We start from the raw sequence: 17,145 nt of genomic DNA on the forward strand, positions 1-17,145 counted from the left end.
CGTTGAAATACAGAACCCCCGATGCGGTACATAGGGGGTTCTGAGTAGAGAAATGCTAGTTGAAAATGTGTAAACCTATTTCAGGACTAGACACACTCAACAGAACCACCCGGCTGGCCTCACAGAGACAAGATCCACAGCTATCTCTGAGTGGATCCATTATCCCCAAGCTTTATCCATATTTATCCACACCCTTTGGCGGTAGAATCCGGCTTTCCGTTTCTTTGTCTGAAATCAGGATCCATTCCATGGCCAAACTCAATCTCGTCGTCGGCTCCATGCTGGGCGCCGCCGAATATGTCGCAGACCACGTCGCCAACCAGCTGGAACAGGCTGGCCACCAGACCCGGATCCACAACCCGGCCAAGCTGGCAGAGGTGCTGGATGATGCGGGATCCATCCTGCTGGTGGTCACTTCCACCCATGGTGCCGGGGATGTGCCCGACAACCTGCAACCCTTCGCCAAGGATCTTGCCGAGCAGCATCCGGATCTTAATTCATTGAAATATGGCGTGATCGCCCTTGGTGACAGCAGTTATGACACCTTTTGCCAGGGTGGCAAGACGCTGGATCGGCTGCTGGCCGAGTGCGGTGCCAGCCGGATCGGCGAGCGGCTCGACATCGATGTGACCCAACACGAGATCCCCGAAGATGCCGCAGAAGTGTGGATCCGCGACTGGATGACGATGATCGCCTGATCAGCGTGCGGGAGATCCTGAAAAAAAGCTTGATCTCCCCACTTATCCCCAGATCGACTATCCACCATGTTATTAACAGATTGATCCGGGGGAGTTGTTCTACAATGTTACCCACAACGCCCAGGGGCAATGTGCATAACTACGGTGTAAAGCTCTGCAAAACCTATAGTTATCCATGTATTAGATCCAGACCGACAGACCTCTGTGTATAAAAGTCCTGGTTATCCCCTCGTTCACTGAGCCAGGATCCAAGCTTTTCCACAAGCTAGGATCGTCCTTAAATTAATGATCTTAATGATCAAAAAGTGCTTATCAACAGAAAGGGCGGATCCTAATAAGAGATCCAGTAAAAGATCGATCTAAAGATCCTTAAGATCTAATTAGTGGATCCTCCCTTCATACTGAACGTTAAGTAGACGTTCCCCTCAGGACGCGAAACAGATAGAATGTTCCGCCCTTTAGCCCAGGCAAATAAAGATCTTCAGGCGTGCAGATCAAGGTGATCCCAATGCAATATCATGAACAATTTGATGTGATCGTCGTCGGTGGCGGTCATGCCGGAACCGAAGCAGCAACAGCGGCAGCCCGTATGGGCATGAACACCCTGTTGCTGACCCACAATATCGATACGCTGGGACACATGTCCTGTAATCCGGCGATCGGCGGGATCGGCAAGGGACACCTGGTCAGGGAAGTTGACGCACTCGGCGGGATCATGGCGCGTGCCATCGATCTTGGCGGGATCCAGTTCCGCACCCTAAACTCCTCCAAGGGCCCGGCAGTGCGAGCCACTCGTGCCCAGGCGGATCGCCTGCTCTACAAGGCCGTCGTTCGCCAGATGCTGGAGAACTACCCGAACCTGAAGATCTTCCAGCAAGCCTGTGACGATCTGATTATGGACGGGGATCGTGTTGCCGGTGTGGTCACCCAGAGCGGGATCCGCATCAGTGGCAAGACAGTGGTGCTGACGGTCGGTACCTTCCTGAACGGTTTGATCCACATCGGAATGGAAAACTACAAGGGCGGCCGTGCCGGGGATCCTCCCTCGATCGCATTGGCCCAGCGCCTGCGCGAACTGCCGCTGCGCATCGATCGCCTCAAGACGGGCACCCCTCCGCGCATCGATGCTCGCAGTGTCGATTTCTCCGTCATGCAGGAACAGCATGGCGACGATCCGCGCCCCGTCTTCTCGTTTATCGGCAATGCCAGCCAGCATCCCCGTCAGGTGCCCTGCTACGTCACCCACACCAACGAGCGTACCCACGAGGTGATCCGCAATAACCTGGATCGCAGCCCCATGTACGCCGGGGTGATCGAGGGGATCGGCCCGCGCTACTGCCCGTCGATCGAAGACAAGATCACCCGTTTCGCCGACAAGACTGCGCACCAGATCTTCGTCGAACCGGAAGGTCTGACCACCCACGAACTCTATCCGAACGGGATCTCCACCAGCCTGCCGTTTGACGTGCAGGTGCAGATCGTCCGTTCCGTGCGCGGCTTCGAGAACGCCCACATCACCCGCCCCGGCTATGCCATCGAATATGATTTCTTCGATCCGCGGGATCTCAAGGCCAATATGGAGAGCAAGTGCATTCCAAACCTGTTCTTCGCTGGCCAGATCAACGGGACGACCGGTTACGAAGAGGCGGCGGCACAAGGCCTGATGGCCGGTCTGAACGCGGCCTTGCGTGCCCAGGACAAGGATCCCTGGAACCCGCGTCGGGATCAGGCCTACATGGGCGTGATGATGGATGATCTCTCCACCCTGGGGACCCGCGAGCCTTACCGCATGTTCACCAGCCGCGCCGAATATCGCCTGCTGCTGCGGGAAGACAACGCCGATATCCGCCTGACTGCCATCGGTCGCGAACTGGGTCTGGTGGATGACGAGCGCTGGAGCAAATTCAACGCCAAGATGGAACAGGTCGAGCTGGAGCATCAGCGCATGCGTTCAACCTGGATCCACCCGCAACATCCGTCACTGGAGGCAGTCAACGCCCTGGTCAACACCCCGCTGACCCGCGAACAGAGTCTGGAAGAGCTGCTGCGTCGCCCCGAGGTGACCTATGATGCGCTGATGGCCATCGAAGGGGTTGGCCCTTCCGTGACTGATCCTGCCGCGGCCGAACAGGTTGAGATCCAGATCAAGTACGCCGGTTACATCGAGCGTCAGCACGATGAAGTGGAAAAGCAGCTACGCAACGAGAACACCTTGCTGCCGCTGGATCTGGATTATCGCGAGGTGAACGGCCTCTCCAACGAGGTGAAAGCCAAGCTGAACGATGCCAAGCCGCAGACCATTGGTCAGGCTTCCCGCATCTCCGGCATCACCCCGGCGGCCATCTCCATCCTGCTGGTTCACCTGAAAAAACACGGCCTGCTGCGTAAAACCGCCTGAGGAATCCCATGCTGGAAAGATTGAACGGCCTGCTCAAGCAGGCCGAAATTGTTATCACCGATACCCAAAAGAGCCAACTGGTGCAGTTGGTCGAGTTGCTGCACAAGTGGAACAAGGCTTACAATCTCACCTCGGTGCGAGATCCGGACGCCATGCTGGTCAAGCATATCCTCGATAGCCTGGTGGTAAGCCCCCACTTGCACGGTGAGCGCTTCATCGATGTGGGGACAGGTCCCGGCCTGCCGGGATTGCCGCTGGCGATCATCAATCCGGACAAGCAGTTCGTCCTGCTCGACAGTCTGGGCAAGCGGATCAACTTCATCCGCCAGGTGATCCAGGAGCTGGGTCTGACCAATGTGACGCCGGTCAAATCCCGGGTTGAAGAGTATCAACCCGAGGTGGGATTTGATGGTGTACTGAGTCGGGCATTTGCCTCGCTGGAGGACATGCTGAGCTGGTGTCACCACCTGCCGTCAGAACAGGGCTGCTTCCTGGCACTCAAGGGACAATATCCCGAGCAGGAGCTGGCCCAGTTGCCTGCCAATATCCGTCTGGTAGCCTGTCATGAGTTGCGGGTGCCGGAGCTGGAAGGCGAACGTCATCTGCTGGAATTCAAACATATCCAGCCCGAATAGGGTCGCAGTTTCATTTAGGGGATCGTGTGGGAAAAGTCATCGCCATAGCCAACCAGAAGGGGGGAGTGGGTAAAACCACCACCTGTGTGAATCTGGCCGCCTCCATGGCTGCCACCCGGCGCAAGGTGCTGGTGATCGATCTGGATCCGCAGGGCAATGCCACCATGGGCAGCGGTGTCGACAAGTATGACGTCGAGCGCACCGCCTATGAGTTGCTGATCGAGGATGCCCCCATCAGCGAAGTGATCATCCCCGAAACCACCGGGGGCTATCACCTGATTGCCGCCAACGCCGACGTGACCGCGGCCGAAATCCGTCTGATGGAATTTTTCGCCCGCGAAATCCGCCTGCGCAATGCGCTGGCTTCGGTGCGGGACAAATACGACTACGTCTTCATCGACTGCCCGCCCTCTCTCAACATGCTGACCGTGAACGCCATGGCCGCCGCCGACTCCGTGCTGGTGCCCATGCAGTGCGAATATTACGCGCTGGAGGGGCTCACCGCCCTGGTCGACACCATCAGCAAGCTGGCCGCCGTGGTCAATCCGGAGCTCAAGATCGAAGGGGTGCTGCGCACCATGTTCGATCACCGCAACCGGCTGGCCAATGATGTGTCCGATCAGCTAAAACAGCACTTTGGCGACAAAGTCTACCGCACCATCATTCCCCGCAACGTTAGACTGGCTGAGGCCCCGAGTTTCGGTGCCCCGGCCATGCACTATGACAAATCATCGGTGGGCGCCAAGGCCTACCTGGCACTGGCTGGCGAGATCCTGCGCCGCCAGGAGCAGGAACGTCAGGCGACCATCGCAGACCGAGAGAGCATATGACTCCGAAAAAACGTGGACTGGGCAAGGGGCTGGATGCCCTGCTCAGTACCAGCACGGCTGCCCGCCAGAAACAGGTGATGAGCGATCAACGTACTGAAGAGGCCATGGCCCCCACCAATCAGGGCGAGCTGCGCAAGCTGCCGGTGGAGTGGTTGCAGTCCGGCAAGTACCAGCCCCGCAAGGACATGTCCCAGGATGCACTGGAAGAGCTTGCCAACTCCATCCGCGCTCAGGGGGTGATCCAGCCCATCGTGGTACGCCCTCTCGGCGAACAATCCTTCGAAATCATCGCCGGTGAACGGCGCTGGCGCGCGTCCCAGCTGGCGCGGCTCGAGGTGGTGCCCTGTATCGTCAAGGATGTACCCGACGAGGCTGCCGTCGCCATCGCGCTGATTGAGAATATTCAGCGGGAAGACCTCAATGCCATCGAAGAGGCGGTCGCTCTACAAAGACTGCTGACCGAATTTGAACTCACCCACCAGCAGGTGGCCGAGGCGGTGGGCAAGTCCCGCACCACGGTGACCAACCTGTTGCGTCTCAACCAGCTCAACGACGACGTGAAGCGTTTCGTCGAGCATGGCGACCTCGACATGGGCCATGCCCGTGCCCTGCTGGCCCTGAGCGGCCAGGCCCAGTCTGAACTGGCCAAGCTGGTTGCCCAGAAAGGGCTGACTGTACGCGATACCGAGAAGCTGGTGCAAAAAGCGCTCGAACCGGCAAAAGCCAGGGTCGAACCGGCCCGTGATCCACAGATCGGCTACCTGGAGCGCCAACTGGCAGAAAAAATAGGCAATCAGGTGCAACTTCAGCCTGGCAAGCGGGATAGCGGGAAGTTAGTAATAAGTTACGAGAATTTGTCCGATTTGGACCGTATATTGGGCTATTTTGGCGTGTCGGAATCGTGATTTTTACGCTTTTTGTAGTAATAAAACATCCATTCCTTTTGATATGACCATAACCCTGATTTGCCGCGGAAAGCCGCAAAAATTAAGGATTTTTGTCATATTGCAATAGCTGCCCTCAAGGGTATAATTTGACCGGCTTTAAGAGCTGTTAACATGGGGTCTTCGGATCCCGATTTTTTACAGTTCTGTAATGTTCAGGGGTAGGTTGGTGAAGCAGAAAATAGCCTTGGAAGGTTTGACACAGGCCTTGGTTATGCTCGTTTGTCAGCTCATCCTGATCCTGGCGATGAGTGCCGTCTGGTTTTACCTGACTGGTGCCAGCGCCGGTTATTCCGCCCTCTACGGAGGGGGGATGTACTGGGTTCCTCAAGCCTTGTTTACTGTCTGGGTGCTGCGCCGCAAGGTGACAACCGAGAGTGTGGGCCTGGTTTTGCGGGACTTTTATGGTGGGGCAGGGATTAAGCTCATTTCTACAACAGGTCTATTCGCCCTGATGTTTGGTGCGGGAGTCGAGGTCGTTACCGTCTCGTTTTTCGCCACTTATATCCTCGCCCTCGTTGTACAGTGGATGGTTTCATTCACGCTTAACAACCACTATTAGGAAAACTCATGTCTGCAACCGGAGAAGTCCTGACTCCTCAGGGATATATCTCCCACCACCTGACCCACCTTCAAGTCGGGTCCGGGTTCTGGACGGTCAATATCGACTCAATGGTATTTTCCGTCGTGCTAGGCGCCCTGTTTATCCTGCTGTTCCGCAAAGTAGCCGTTAACGCTACCAGCGGGGTGCCGGGTAAGCTGCAGTGCTTTGTGGAGATGCTGGTCGAGTTTGTGAATGGTAACGTCAAAGACATCTTTCACGGTCGCAACAAGGTCATCGCACCTTTGGGACTGACGGTGTTTGTGTGGATCTTCCTGATGAACTTCATGGATCTGATCCCCGTTGACTTTATCCCTCACGCTGCACAATTGATGGGTATTCCCTATCTGCGTGTGGTTCCCTCTGCTGACGTTAACATCACCATGTCCATGGCTTTGGGCGTGTTCTTCTTGATCCTGTATTACAGCATCAAGGTCAAGGGTATCGGCGGGTTTGTGAAGGAGCTGACGCTTCAGCCTTTCAACCACCCGGCGGCCATCCCGGTTAACCTCATCCTGGAAACTGTTACGCTGATTTCCAAACCTGTTTCTCTGGGTCTTCGACTGTTCGGCAACATGTATGCTGGCGAACTGATCTTTATCCTGATTGCTGGTTTGTTACCCTGGTGGTCACAGTGGATCCTGTCCGTGCCTTGGGCAATTTTCCACATCCTGATCATCACTTTGCAGGCATTCATTTTCATGGTTCTGACCATCGTCTATCTGTCGATGGCGCAGGAAGACCATGGTTGATGCAACTCAAAAAATCCTTTTTATACAATCAATTACATCTAAATAACTGGAGATCCTCATGGAAAACTTGAACATGGACCTGCTGTACATCGCTGCTGCAATGATGATGGGTCTGGCTGCTATCGGCGCTTCCATCGGTATCGGTATCCTGGGTGGTAAGTTCCTGGAAGGTGCTGCTCGTCAACCGGATCTGATCCCTGTTCTGCGTACCCAGTTCTTCATCGTAATGGGTCTGGTGGATGCGATCCCGATGATCGCCGTTGGTCTGGGTCTGTACGTGATGTTTGCGGTTGCTGGCTAAGTCGTTACGACTCTCCAGGCATAACCCATTAACTAACTTAAGAGGACATCGGCTGTGAATATCAATGCCACCCTCCTCGGCCAAGCAATTGCTTTTTTCTTCTTCGTAGTGTTTTGCATGAAGTACGTATGGCCGCCGCTGATTGCAGCCATCGAAGCCCGTCAGAAAGCTATTGCTGACGGTCTATCTTCTGCCGAACGTGCCAAGAAAGATCTGGATTTGGCCAAGGCCAACGCCACCGATCAGCTGAAAGAAGCCAAGCTGCAGGCTGCTGAAATCATTGAGCAGGCTAACAAACGTAAAGCCCAGATCATTGATGAAGCTGCCGCTGGTGCCCAGTCTGAGCGGGAAAAAATCCTGGCTCAGGGCCGTGCCGAGATCGAAGCTGAACGTCATCGTGCCAAAGAAGAACTGCGTAAGCAGGTTGCTGCTCTTGCCATTGCTGGTGCAGAGAAGATCCTGGCGCGTCAAATCGACCAGGCTGCCAACAGCGACATCGTCGACAAACTGGTAGCAGAACTGTAACGGGAACGGGGCTATGTCTGAACTGACTACAATCGCTCGCCCCTACGCCAAGGCTGCTTTCGAGTTTGCCGTTGAGCACAAGGCGGTTGACCAGTGGCTGGGTATGCTCGGTTTCGCTGCGCAAGTAGTGGAAAACGAGACCATGCACAACCTGGTAAACGGCTCTGTGGCCGCTGAAGAGCTGGCAACGCTGTTTGTCGGTGTCTGCGGTGAGCAACTCGACGTGCATGGCCAGAACCTGATCCGGGTGATGGCCGAGAATGGTCGCTTGGGTGTGCTGCCGGCGGTCGTTGCTGAATTTTTAGCGTTCAAAGCTGAACTGGATAAAGAGGTTCAGGCTGACGTGATTTCGGCGATCGAACTGACCGACCAGCAGAAAGCCAATATTCAGGCTTCTCTGGAACAACGTCTCGCGCGCAAAGTGAAGCTGAATTGCAGCATCGATGCGTCCTTGATGGCCGGGGTGCTCATCAAGGCCGGTGATCTGGTAATCGACGGCACAGTCCGCGGTAAGCTGGATCGCATGGCTGACGCGCTGCAATCTTGATTGGGGTATTAGAGCATGCAACTGAATTCCACTGAAATCGCCGAGCTGATCAAGCAGCGCATTGCGCAGTTTGATGTAAAGAGCGAAGCGCGTAACGAAGGTACTATCGTCTCTGTGAGCGACGGTATCATTCGTATTCACGGCCTAGCTGATGCCATGCAGGGTGAGATGATCGAGCTGCCGGGCAACCGTTACGCTCTGGCATTGAACCTGGAGCGTGACTCCGTTGGTGCGGTGATTATGGGTTCCTATGACGGTCTGTCAGAAGGAATGAAAGTAAAAGGTACTGGCCGTATTCTGGAAGTGCCGGTAGGTCGTGGTCTGTTGGGCCGGGTGCTGAACACCCTGGGTCAGCCGATCGACGGTAAAGGTCCGATCGACAACGACGGCTTCTCGCCGATCGAAGTGATCGCACCGGGCGTTATCGAGCGTAAGTCTGTTGACCAGCCGGTCCAGACCGGTCTGAAAGCCATCGATGCCATGATCCCAATCGGTCGTGGCCAGCGTGAGCTGATCATCGGTGACCGTCAGGTTGGTAAGACCGCCATCGCGATCGACACCATCATCAACCAGAAAGATTCCGGCATTAAGTGTGTCTACGTTGCGATTGGCCAGAAGGCCTCCACCATCGCCAACGTGGTGCGCAAGCTGGAAGAGCACGGTGCCCTGGCCAACACCATCGTGGTGGTTGCCTCTGCCTCCGAAGCGGCTGCCCTGCAGTACCTGGCTCCGTATGCTGGTTGCTCCATGGGTGAGTACTTCCGTGACCGCGGTGAAGACGCGCTGATCATCTATGATGACCTGTCCAAGCAGGCCGTAGCTTATCGCCAGATCTCCCTGCTGCTGCGCCGTCCGCCAGGACGTGAAGCTTACCCGGGTGACGTTTTCTATCTGCACTCCCGTCTGCTGGAGCGTGCTGCTCGCGTTAACGCCGAGTACGTAGAGAAGTTCACCAAGGGTGAAGTGAAAGGCAAAACCGGTTCTTTAACCGCGCTGCCAATCATCGAAACCCAGGCGGGTGACGTATCTGCGTTCGTTCCGACCAACGTGATCTCCATCACCGACGGTCAGATCTTCCTGACTTCACAGCTGTTCAACTCCGGTATTCGTCCGGCGGTTGACCCGGGTATCTCCGTATCCCGTGTAGGTGGTGCTGCTCAGACCAAGATCGTCAAGAAGCTGTCCGGTGGTATCCGTACCGCGCTGGCCCAGTATCGCGAACTGGCGGCATTCGCCCAGTTCTCTTCCGATCTGGACGAGGCGACTCGCAAGCAGCTGGATCACGGTGTGAAAGTGACCGAGCTGATGAAGCAGAAGCAGTACTCTCCGCTGAGCGTGGCTCACCAGTCTCTGGTGTTGTTCGCCGCCGAGAAAGGCTATCTCTCCGATGTCGAGCTGAACAAAATCGTCGACTTCGAAGCCGCTCTGCTCTCTTACGCCAATACCCAGCATGCCGAGCTGATGGCTGAAATCAATGCCAAAGCCGACTACAACGACGCGATCGTTGGCAAGCTGACTGCGTTGCTGGATAGCTTCAAAGCAACCCAGACCTGGTAAGCGTGTGTGGCAGCGTGAGCTGCCACTTGATGGAGAGTAAGAGATGGCCGGCGCAAAAGAGATACGTAACAAGATCGGGAGTGTGAAAAACACTCAGAAGATCACCGGCGCTATGGAAATGGTGGCAGCAAGCAAAATGCGCCGTGCGCAGGAACGCATGTCTGCCAGCCGTCCGTACGCTGAAACCATGCGCAAGGTGATCGGCCATATCGCTCAGGGGAACTTGGAATACAAGCACCCCTACCTCATCGAACGTGAGGTCAAGCGAGTGGGTTACATCGTCGTCTCCACCGACCGTGGCCTGTGTGGTGGTCTGAACATCAACCTGTTCAAGGCTGCCCTCAATGATATGAAGCAATGGAGCGCGAAAGGTGCCAAGGTTGACTTGGCACTGATCGGTAACAAGGCCTCCAACTTCTTTGAACGGCACGGCGCCAAGGTTAAAGCTCATGTCGCAGGACTGGGCGATAGTCCGAGCGTCAATGACCTGATTGGTTCAGTCAAGGTCATGCTGAAGGCTTACGACAACGGTGAGATTGACAAGCTGTATCTGGTGTACAACAAGTTCGTCAACACCATGGTGCAGCAACCACGGGTCGATCAACTGCTGCCTTTGCCCGTAACTGAAGACAGCAAGCTCGCCAAGAAACACCACTGGGATTACCTCTATGAGCCGGATCCCAAGAAGCTGCTGGATACCCTGCTGGTTCGCTATGTCGAATCTCAGGTTTACCAAGGTGTAGTGGAAAACTTGGCAAGTGAACAGGCAGCCCGAATGGTTGCCATGCAAGCCGCGACTGACAACGCCGGTAACCTGATTAACGATCTGCAACTGGTATACAACAAGGCCCGTCAGGCCAGTATTACCCAGGAGCTGACAGAGATCGTATCCGGTGCTGCTGCGGTGTAAGGCAAGGGTTATCAAAGGTTTAGAGGATTTGACATGAGTAACGGTTTCATCGTCCAAATCATCGGCGCTGTGGTGGACATCGAGTTCCCGCAGAATGCCGTGCCCCAGGTGTACGATGCACTGAAGGTCGTTAGCGAAGGTCAAGGCCAGGGTCTGGTGCTGGAAGTTCAGCAACAGATCGGTGGCGGCGTCGTTCGTTGCATCACCATGGGCTCCTCCGACGGTCTGCGTCGTGGGTTGGAAGTAGTGAATAGCGGTAAATCCATCCAGGTTCCGGTCGGTACTGCGACTCTGGGTCGGATCATGAACGTACTGGGTGAGCCAATCGACGAAAAAGGTCCGATCGGTGAAGAAGAGTGCTGGTCTATCCACCGCGCTGCTCCCAGCTACGAAGATCAGTCCAACAGCAACGATCTGCTGGAGACCGGCATCAAGGTTATCGACCTGGTATGCCCGTTCGCCAAGGGTGGTAAGGTTGGTCTGTTCGGTGGTGCCGGTGTAGGCAAAACCGTAAACATGATGGAGCTGATCCGTAACATCGCGATCGAGCACAGTGGTTACTCTGTGTTCGCCGGTGTAGGTGAGCGTACCCGTGAGGGTAACGACTTCTACCACGAGATGATGGAGTCCAACGTACTGGACAAAGTATCTCTGGTTTACGGTCAGATGAACGAGCCGCCCGGAAACCGTCTGCGCGTTGCGCTGACCGGCCTGACCATGGCCGAGAAGTTCCGTGACGAAGGTCGTGACGTGCTGTTCTTCGTAGATAACATCTACCGTTACACCCTGGCCGGTACCGAAGTATCCGCACTGTTGGGCCGTATGCCTTCCGCAGTAGGTTACCAGCCGACCCTGGCCGAGGAGATGGGTGTTCTGCAAGAACGTATCACCTCCACCAAGACTGGTTCCATCACCTCCGTACAGGCCGTTTACGTTCCTGCGGATGACTTGACTGACCCGTCTCCGGCGACCACCTTTGCCCACCTGGATGCGACCGTGGTACTGTCCCGTCAAATCGCGGCACTGGGTATCTACCCGGCCGTTGACCCGCTGGACTCTACCTCTCGTCAGCTGGATCCGCTGGTGGTTGGCAAAGAGCACTACGAGACCGCTCGTGGCGTTCAGACCGTACTGCAGCGCTACAAAGAGCTGAAGGACATCATCGCCATCCTGGGTATGGATGAACTGTCAGAAGAAGACAAACTGACCGTAGCCCGTGCCCGTAAGATCGAGCGTTTCCTGTCCCAGCCGTTCTTCGTAGCAGAAGTGTTTACCGGTTCTCCGGGTAAATACGTGCCGCTGAAAGAGACCATCCGTGGTTTCCAGGGCATCCTGAAAGGCGAGTATGACGATCTGCCCGAGCAGGCGTTCTACATGGTTGGCGGTATCGACGAAGTCGTCGAGAAATCCAAAAAACTGTAAGCCTCGACAGGAGGGCCCATGGCAGAGATGATCTCCTTTCACCTGGACGTGGTGAGCGCCGAAGGAAAACTGTTTTCCGGTCGCGTGCAATCCGCTCAGGTATCAGGCTCCGAAGGTGAGTTGGGTCTCCGCCACGGTCATGCTCCGTTGCTGACTGCCATCAAGCCGGGCCTGGTCCGCTTGGTGAAGCAGAACGGAACTGAAGAGGTGCTGTACATCTCCGGCGGTATGCTGGAAGTACAACCTGAATCCGTGACCGTGCTGGCGGACACCGCGATTCGTGCTGACGACTTGGATGAGGCGAAAGCCCAGGAAGCCAAGCGCGCAGCCGAAGAGCGGATCCACAGCTCCCATGGTGATATCGACTACGCCCAGGCTGCCACCGAGCTGGCCAAGGCGATGGCTCAACTGCGAGTCATCGATATCGTCAAAAAGAATTACCGCTAATAACGGTGATGTAAAAAGCGACCTTCGGGTCGCTTTTTTTTTACCCGTTGGATAGACTCCGCCGAGTATTTCCACACAAGTTCAAGGTCGAAGTCATGTCTCTCAACGTCGTGATCCTGGCGGCGGGTAAAGGTACCCGCATGCGTTCCGCTCTGCCCAAGGTACTGCACCCGGTAGCCAACAAACCCATGGTTTCCCATGTGATCGATACTGCACGTCAGGTCGGTGCCGAGCAGCTGCATCTGGTCTATGGCCACGGTGCCGAACTGCTGAAAGAGCGGATCGTGGCGGCCGATGTGAACTGGGTGCTGCAGGCGCAACAGCTGGGGACCGGTCACGCCGTCGCCCAAGCCATCCCGTTCTGGAAGGATGAAGACGACGTGCTGGTGCTGTACGGCGATACCCCGCTGATCCAGCCAGAGACCCTGCAGCGACTGCTGGCTGCCAAGGCTGAAAACGGGATGGCACTGCTGACTGTGGTACTGGACAACCCCACCGGCTATGGCCGCATCGTCCGTGAAAATGGTCAGGTAGTCGGCATCGTCGAGCAGAAGGATGCCAATGCCGAACAGCTGGCGATCCGTGAGGTGAACACCGGCGTGCTGGTGGCCAATGGGGGCCAGTTGCGTCAATGGTTGTCTCGTCTCGACAACAAGAATGCCCAGGGCGAATTCTACCTGACCGATGTGATCGCGATGGCGCACGGCGATGGCTGCCCGATTGCCGCTGTGCATCCAGAGCGTGCCGCCGAGGTGGAAGGGGCCAACAACCGGGTGCAGCTGGCTGCCCTTGAGCGCAGCTACCAGCAGATGCAGGCCGAGAAGCTGATGATCGCCGGTGCTACCCTGATCGACCCGGCCCGCTTCGATCTGCGCGGAACCCTCGAGATCGGTGAAGAGGTGGTGATCGATGTCAACGTCATCATCGAAGGCAAGGTAACCCTCGGCAACCACGTCCGTATCGGTGCTGGTGCCGTGCTGAAGGATTGTGTCATTGGTGATCACACCGAAGTGAAGCCCTACTCCATCGTTGAAGGGGCTCAGGTGGCGGATCAGTGCTCGGTCGGCCCGTTTGCCCGTCTGCGCCCGGGTGCCGTGCTGGAGCAGGATGCCCACGTTGGCAACTTCGTCGAGATGAAGAAGGCCCGTCTGGGGGGTGGTTCCAAGTGCGGTCACCTCACTTATCTGGGGGATGCTGAGGTGGGTGCTAAGGTGAACATCGGTGCCGGCACCATCACCTGCAACTACGACGGGGTCAACAAATTCCAGACCATCATCGAGGACGATGTATTCGTCGGTTCCGATACCCAGCTGGTGGCGCCGGTGCGCATCGGCAAGGGTGCGACCCTGGGGGCGGGTTCTACCATCACCAAGGATGTGGCCGAGAATGAGCTGGTGATCACTCGGGTGCCCCAGCGCCACATCAAGAACTGGGCTCGCCCGGTCAAGAAGAAGTGATGCCCGATCAATAAAATAGAACCGGCGCCTGATGGCGCCGGTTTTTTTGGCTTATGACTGATGGCTGGTGTCACTGGTCGATGACTGGGGGGCCGCCCATGTGGTCGCGGGTGCGTTGTAGTCCATCACCTGATACCAGTCGAGCTTGCGGGTCAGCAGCATGATCAGCGCCAGGGTGGCGAACAAGAGCAGGGCGCCGAGCAGCAGAGCAATCTCTTCGGCCTGCAGCAGGCTGTAGAGGATGGCATAGACCAGCCCGAGCAGCGCTGCGAAGCCGATCCCCTGTTTCGGGCCGCCCAGCACATGACTGAGGTAGAAACCGTTGAGCTGTACGCTGGCCAGTGCGGCCACCAGATAGGCCCAGCCAAAGCCGAGGTGTTCGGTCAGGGCCAGCAGTACCAGATAGAAGATAGCCAGCCCCATGCCCACCAGCGCGTACTGGATCGGGTGAACCCGCAGCCCCTTGAGCAGCTCGAACATAAAGAAGCTGATAAAGGTGAGGCCGATGAAGAGCAGGGCATATTTGGCCGCCCGTTCGTTGAGCTGATAGTGATCCACCGGCTGCACCAGACTGACGCTGAAGGTGGAGAGATTGCTATCGCCCCCGTTCATCATCCGGTTGAAGCGGGTCTCCATGTCGCTGGCGAACCAGCTGGTTTGCCAGTTGGCCTCAAACCCTTGTGGGCTGAGGGTGCGACTGCCCGGCAGAAAGTCACCGATAAAGTTGGGGTGGGGCCAGTTGCCCGCCAGCTGCAGGGTGCTCTCCTTGCCCAGCGGGACTATGTCGAGGGCGTTCATCCCCTGTAGATTGAGCTCCAGATGGAAGGTGCCATCCTGCTGCGGCAGGTTGTCGAGTGGGGCATGGATACCCGCGAGCGCGTCACCGAGGCGGGCGCCGGGGGCAAACGGGATCCGCTGTGTGCCGAGTTGCAGTTCGGGCACGCTGTTGATACCGCGGGCATCGGAGAGCACTAGGCTCAGGTAGGGTTTGCCCGCCACCAGCTCGGCCGTTTCACCGAGCGGTGAGGTCGCGTCATTCAGCAGACTCTGTCGGGTAGGCAGGTGGCCCGATAGGGTGAGTCGGGTCTGGTAGACCTGCGCCTGATAGATGCCCAGCTTGCGCGGGGTCACCTCCATGTTGGCCTTGATATCCAACTGCTCCGGCAGCAGGTAGCGGTAGATCTGCTCCTGACGGATGAAGCGCTTGCCCTCCTGCTCGACCGTCACCGAACGGGTATAGGGCTGTACGATAATGGGCCCCATCAGCCGTTGCGGGCCGCTGCTGCTGGCCATGATGCTGTGAATGGCCTGACTGCGGTAAGCCTGACGCTCCCGGTTCAGCTCCATGATGGATTGCACCGGCACCATCAACAGCAGGCTGAGCAACAGCAGCAGAAAGATCTTGTGAGTGAATATCTGTTTGACCATGACACGTCTCCTTGTTGGATGGAGTGAGTCTGTCAGTCCGGCGTGAAGTGGTGATGGGCTTGTGTGAAGTGGCGGTGAACTGTTGAAAAACGGCGCCATCAGGCGCCGCGGGATTGTTCAGGGGCGGGAGCGCACCAACCGAGCGGCTTGTGCGAAACGATCGGTGTGGCCGTCGATGAGTCCGTGCATAAAGTCGATGTAATAGACCAGTTCCGGCATCTCCTCAATGGAGCTGGAGGTCCAGTAGGGGGCTGAATTTTCCCCGTTGTCATGGATATCGGAGAAGAAGCGCGGGTCTGTCATCGGCGCCCGGCAATTTTCGTCGAGCAGGGTGAAGAGCTCCTCGATGGTGGGGAGTCGCCACCCCTCGCCAAGGCGGGCTGCTTCATCCTTGGCTTCAAGCAGTGTCAGCAGGGCCGGTGTGCCCACGCACCCTTTCCCCTCCAGCCACTGGCTGCCGAGGCTGCACGCCTGCCATTCTAGCTGGTTTAGCCGATCATGGATGACTTCTCCCTGCCGCGTCAGGCGGTCGGAGAGATCACAGGCAGCCAGCGCCATGCTGGCCGGAAGCCAGAGCAGCAATAGAAATAATTTCATGTTTGTCTAGTTTACGAATGGCGGTCAGCCCGTCGCTGGTGGGCTGACCGTGGTTATCGGGGGGTTATCTGGCGGGAAGCGAGCTCACTGCTTTTTAAGTTGTTCAGGCAATGCGGCCAGCACCTCTTCTTTCGCTTTGAGGGAGGCGAACTGCTTGCCGGGCTTTTGCACCACGGTATGGACGAAGATCAGCTGCTTGCCCGGTTTGCTGGCCCAGCCGACGAACCAGCCGATCTGCTGATCGCGGTTGAGGCTGCCATCCAGCTTCTTCGGGTAGCCCATGCCGGTCTTGCCGTGGATCTGCCAGCCGTCGATCTCGCTCACCTTGAGGATATTGGCGGTGTACTGCAGGGTCTGCGCCGAGACCGGCAGCTTGCCGCTCAGCATCTTGCCGAGGAAGCGAGCCTGCTCCTCCGGACTGATGGCGAGGCTGGAACTGAGCCAGGCCTGGGTCAGACCGTCATGCTTGCCCGGATTGCCGGAGAGATCCCGGTTGCCGTAGTCGAAGCGGTCGACGTATTGCTGGAAGCGCTCCATCCCCAGCCATTCGGTGATCTGCTGGGAGAACCAGACGACCGAGTAGGTTTCCCAGCGGCGCGGGGTAGTGGTTTCGCGCCAGGCGGGCAGCCAGCCATCATAGCTCGGTTTGTAAGGCAGTGCCGGATGCTCTTCATCCACCAGATAGCCACTGTCGTAACCCATCAGCGCCAGCGGGATCTTGAAGGTGGACGCGGGCGGCAGCTGGCTGGAGCAGTCCCCTTCGCTGGAGAGGGTCTGGCCGTTGCCGTCAGCATAGAGAAAGCAGCCGCTGGCGGCGGAGGCTGGCAGGGCTGCGAGCAGACCGGCAGCCAGCAGACTGGAGAGAAGCAGGCGGGACATAGCATTTCCTTGAGCAAATGGATGAGAGAAAGCGGCAGTCTAATGCCGCTTTGTGTGGGGAATGTGAAGTTGCGGGGGGACTAGGTGAATGGCAGCCAGAGTTCCGCCAGCGCGCCTCCCTCTGGCCGGTTGCTCAGGGTCAGACGCCCGCCATGCTGGTGGGCCACCTCATGGGCGAAACTGAGCCCGAGACCACTGCTCTTGCCCTTGTCGGGGC

The 17,145-nt window shown here is 57.1% G+C and carries 19 protein-coding genes; 15 read left to right on the forward strand and 4 right to left on the reverse strand.

Annotated features, from left to right (window positions below):
* Positions 1 to 248 precede the first annotated feature (248 nt).
* The 15 genes from mioC to glmU all read left to right on the forward strand — a co-directional run bounded on the left by mioC (position 249) and on the right by glmU (position 14,024).
* A complete protein-coding gene (mioC, locus tag AB5Y92_RS14945) occupies positions 249 to 698 on the forward strand; it encodes an FMN-binding protein MioC (RefSeq protein WP_368227050.1) in 450 nt (149 codons plus the stop codon).
* 508 nt (positions 699 to 1,206) lie between these two features.
* Positions 1,207 to 3,096 (forward strand): tRNA uridine-5-carboxymethylaminomethyl(34) synthesis enzyme MnmG, encoded by a 1,890-nt coding sequence (gene mnmG, locus AB5Y92_RS14950; protein WP_204419931.1) that lies wholly within the window; start codon positions 1,207 to 1,209, stop codon positions 3,094 to 3,096.
* Positions 3,097 to 3,104: 8 nt separating this feature from the next.
* Positions 3,105 to 3,731 (forward strand): 16S rRNA (guanine(527)-N(7))-methyltransferase RsmG, encoded by a 627-nt coding sequence (rsmG, locus tag AB5Y92_RS14955; protein ID WP_005339331.1) that lies wholly within the window; start codon positions 3,105 to 3,107, stop codon positions 3,729 to 3,731.
* 26 nt (positions 3,732 to 3,757) lie between these two features.
* Entirely contained in the window at positions 3,758 to 4,561 is an 804-nt protein-coding gene (locus AB5Y92_RS14960) for a ParA family protein (RefSeq protein WP_005357226.1), read from the forward strand.
* Positions 4,558 to 5,466 carry a ParB/RepB/Spo0J family partition protein gene (locus AB5Y92_RS14965; protein ID WP_005342343.1) on the forward strand — a complete coding sequence of 303 codons (909 nt, stop codon included), beginning with the start codon at positions 4,558 to 4,560 and terminating at the stop codon, positions 5,464 to 5,466. The genes AB5Y92_RS14960 and AB5Y92_RS14965 overlap by 4 nt, the downstream gene beginning before the upstream one ends.
* Before the next feature lie 190 nt (positions 5,467 to 5,656).
* Entirely contained in the window at positions 5,657 to 6,067 is a 411-nt protein-coding gene (locus AB5Y92_RS14970) for an ATP synthase subunit I (RefSeq protein WP_368227051.1), read from the forward strand.
* An 8-nt stretch (positions 6,068 to 6,075) separates the two neighbouring features.
* Positions 6,076 to 6,858 carry a F0F1 ATP synthase subunit A gene (gene atpB / locus AB5Y92_RS14975; protein WP_005339335.1) on the forward strand — a complete coding sequence of 261 codons (783 nt, stop codon included), beginning with the start codon at positions 6,076 to 6,078 and terminating at the stop codon, positions 6,856 to 6,858.
* A 58-nt stretch (positions 6,859 to 6,916) separates the two neighbouring features.
* Positions 6,917 to 7,159, forward strand: a complete 243-nt coding sequence (gene atpE / locus AB5Y92_RS14980; RefSeq protein ID WP_005307205.1) for a F0F1 ATP synthase subunit C — start codon at positions 6,917 to 6,919, stop codon at positions 7,157 to 7,159.
* A 54-nt stretch (positions 7,160 to 7,213) separates the two neighbouring features.
* Entirely contained in the window at positions 7,214 to 7,684 is a 471-nt protein-coding gene (gene atpF / locus AB5Y92_RS14985) for a F0F1 ATP synthase subunit B (RefSeq protein ID WP_005339336.1), read from the forward strand.
* Between the two features lie 13 nt (positions 7,685 to 7,697).
* Positions 7,698 to 8,231 carry a F0F1 ATP synthase subunit delta gene (gene atpH / locus AB5Y92_RS14990; RefSeq protein WP_201988197.1) on the forward strand — a complete coding sequence of 178 codons (534 nt, stop codon included), beginning with the start codon at positions 7,698 to 7,700 and terminating at the stop codon, positions 8,229 to 8,231.
* Between the two features lie 15 nt (positions 8,232 to 8,246).
* Positions 8,247 to 9,788 (forward strand): F0F1 ATP synthase subunit alpha, encoded by a 1,542-nt coding sequence (atpA, locus tag AB5Y92_RS14995; protein ID WP_005339342.1) that lies wholly within the window; start codon positions 8,247 to 8,249, stop codon positions 9,786 to 9,788.
* Positions 9,789 to 9,831: 43 nt separating this feature from the next.
* Positions 9,832 to 10,698 carry a F0F1 ATP synthase subunit gamma gene (atpG, locus tag AB5Y92_RS15000; RefSeq protein ID WP_005339343.1) on the forward strand — a complete coding sequence of 289 codons (867 nt, stop codon included), beginning with the start codon at positions 9,832 to 9,834 and terminating at the stop codon, positions 10,696 to 10,698.
* A gap of 33 nt (positions 10,699 to 10,731) precedes the next feature.
* On the forward strand, positions 10,732 to 12,120 hold the full coding sequence (gene atpD / locus AB5Y92_RS15005) for a F0F1 ATP synthase subunit beta (RefSeq protein WP_005339344.1): 1,389 nt from the start codon (positions 10,732 to 10,734) through the stop codon (positions 12,118 to 12,120).
* Between the two features lie 18 nt (positions 12,121 to 12,138).
* A complete protein-coding gene (locus AB5Y92_RS15010; RefSeq protein ID WP_005339345.1) occupies positions 12,139 to 12,567 on the forward strand; it encodes a F0F1 ATP synthase subunit epsilon in 429 nt (142 codons plus the stop codon).
* Between the two features lie 95 nt (positions 12,568 to 12,662).
* A complete protein-coding gene (glmU, locus tag AB5Y92_RS15015; protein ID WP_368227052.1) occupies positions 12,663 to 14,024 on the forward strand; it encodes a bifunctional UDP-N-acetylglucosamine diphosphorylase/glucosamine-1-phosphate N-acetyltransferase GlmU in 1,362 nt (453 codons plus the stop codon).
* A gap of 51 nt (positions 14,025 to 14,075) precedes the next feature.
* Here the strand turns inward: glmU and creD are convergent, their stop codons facing one another.
* The 4 genes from creD to AB5Y92_RS15035 all read right to left on the reverse strand — a co-directional run.
* A complete protein-coding gene (gene creD, locus AB5Y92_RS15020) occupies positions 14,076 to 15,452 on the reverse strand; it encodes a cell envelope integrity protein CreD (RefSeq protein ID WP_368227053.1) in 1,377 nt (458 codons plus the stop codon).
* 117 nt (positions 15,453 to 15,569) lie between these two features.
* On the reverse strand, positions 15,570 to 16,049 hold the full coding sequence (locus AB5Y92_RS15025) for a DUF1566 domain-containing protein (RefSeq protein ID WP_110304399.1): 480 nt from the start codon (positions 16,047 to 16,049) through the stop codon (positions 15,570 to 15,572).
* A gap of 84 nt (positions 16,050 to 16,133) precedes the next feature.
* Positions 16,134 to 16,928 carry an OXA-12 family class D beta-lactamase gene (blaOXA, locus tag AB5Y92_RS15030; RefSeq protein WP_279489970.1) on the reverse strand — a complete coding sequence of 265 codons (795 nt, stop codon included), beginning with the start codon at positions 16,926 to 16,928 and terminating at the stop codon, positions 16,134 to 16,136.
* Between the two features lie 80 nt (positions 16,929 to 17,008).
* Positions 17,009 to 17,145: ATP-binding protein (locus AB5Y92_RS15035; protein WP_368227054.1), on the reverse strand; the 137-nt coding region annotated here is incomplete at its 5' end.

The sequence above is a fragment of the Aeromonas sp. R1-1 genome (genome assembly GCF_040908495.1).
GTDB classification, from domain to species: domain Bacteria; phylum Pseudomonadota; class Gammaproteobacteria; order Enterobacterales; family Aeromonadaceae; genus Aeromonas; species Aeromonas veronii.

What these genes read in the sequence shown, in the direction of transcription:
- mioC (WP_368227050.1), top strand. Translation starts at nt 249, where the DNA reads ATGGCCAAACTCAATCTCGTCGTCGGCTCCATGCTGGGCGCCGCCGAA.
- mnmG (WP_204419931.1), top strand. Translation starts at nt 1,207, where the DNA reads ATGCAATATCATGAACAATTTGATGTGATCGTCGTCGGTGGCGGTCAT.
- rsmG (WP_005339331.1), top strand. Translation starts at nt 3,105, where the DNA reads ATGCTGGAAAGATTGAACGGCCTGCTCAAGCAGGCCGAAATTGTTATC.
- AB5Y92_RS14965 (WP_005342343.1), top strand. Translation starts at nt 4,558, where the DNA reads ATGACTCCGAAAAAACGTGGACTGGGCAAGGGGCTGGATGCCCTGCTC.
- AB5Y92_RS14970 (WP_368227051.1), top strand. Translation starts at nt 5,657, where the DNA reads ATGTTCAGGGGTAGGTTGGTGAAGCAGAAAATAGCCTTGGAAGGTTTG.
- atpB (WP_005339335.1), top strand. Translation starts at nt 6,076, where the DNA reads ATGTCTGCAACCGGAGAAGTCCTGACTCCTCAGGGATATATCTCCCAC.
- atpE (WP_005307205.1), top strand. Translation starts at nt 6,917, where the DNA reads ATGGAAAACTTGAACATGGACCTGCTGTACATCGCTGCTGCAATGATG.
- atpH (WP_201988197.1), top strand. Translation starts at nt 7,698, where the DNA reads ATGTCTGAACTGACTACAATCGCTCGCCCCTACGCCAAGGCTGCTTTC.
- atpA (WP_005339342.1), top strand. Translation starts at nt 8,247, where the DNA reads ATGCAACTGAATTCCACTGAAATCGCCGAGCTGATCAAGCAGCGCATT.
- atpG (WP_005339343.1), top strand. Translation starts at nt 9,832, where the DNA reads ATGGCCGGCGCAAAAGAGATACGTAACAAGATCGGGAGTGTGAAAAAC.
- atpD (WP_005339344.1), top strand. Translation starts at nt 10,732, where the DNA reads ATGAGTAACGGTTTCATCGTCCAAATCATCGGCGCTGTGGTGGACATC.
- AB5Y92_RS15010 (WP_005339345.1), top strand. Translation starts at nt 12,139, where the DNA reads ATGGCAGAGATGATCTCCTTTCACCTGGACGTGGTGAGCGCCGAAGGA.
- glmU (WP_368227052.1), top strand. Translation starts at nt 12,663, where the DNA reads ATGTCTCTCAACGTCGTGATCCTGGCGGCGGGTAAAGGTACCCGCATG.
- creD (WP_368227053.1), bottom strand. Translation starts at nt 15,452, where the DNA reads ATGGTCAAACAGATATTCACTCACAAGATCTTTCTGCTGCTGTTGCTC.
- AB5Y92_RS15025 (WP_110304399.1), bottom strand. Translation starts at nt 16,049, where the DNA reads ATGAAATTATTTCTATTGCTGCTCTGGCTTCCGGCCAGCATGGCGCTG.
- blaOXA (WP_279489970.1), bottom strand. Translation starts at nt 16,928, where the DNA reads ATGTCCCGCCTGCTTCTCTCCAGTCTGCTGGCTGCCGGTCTGCTCGCA.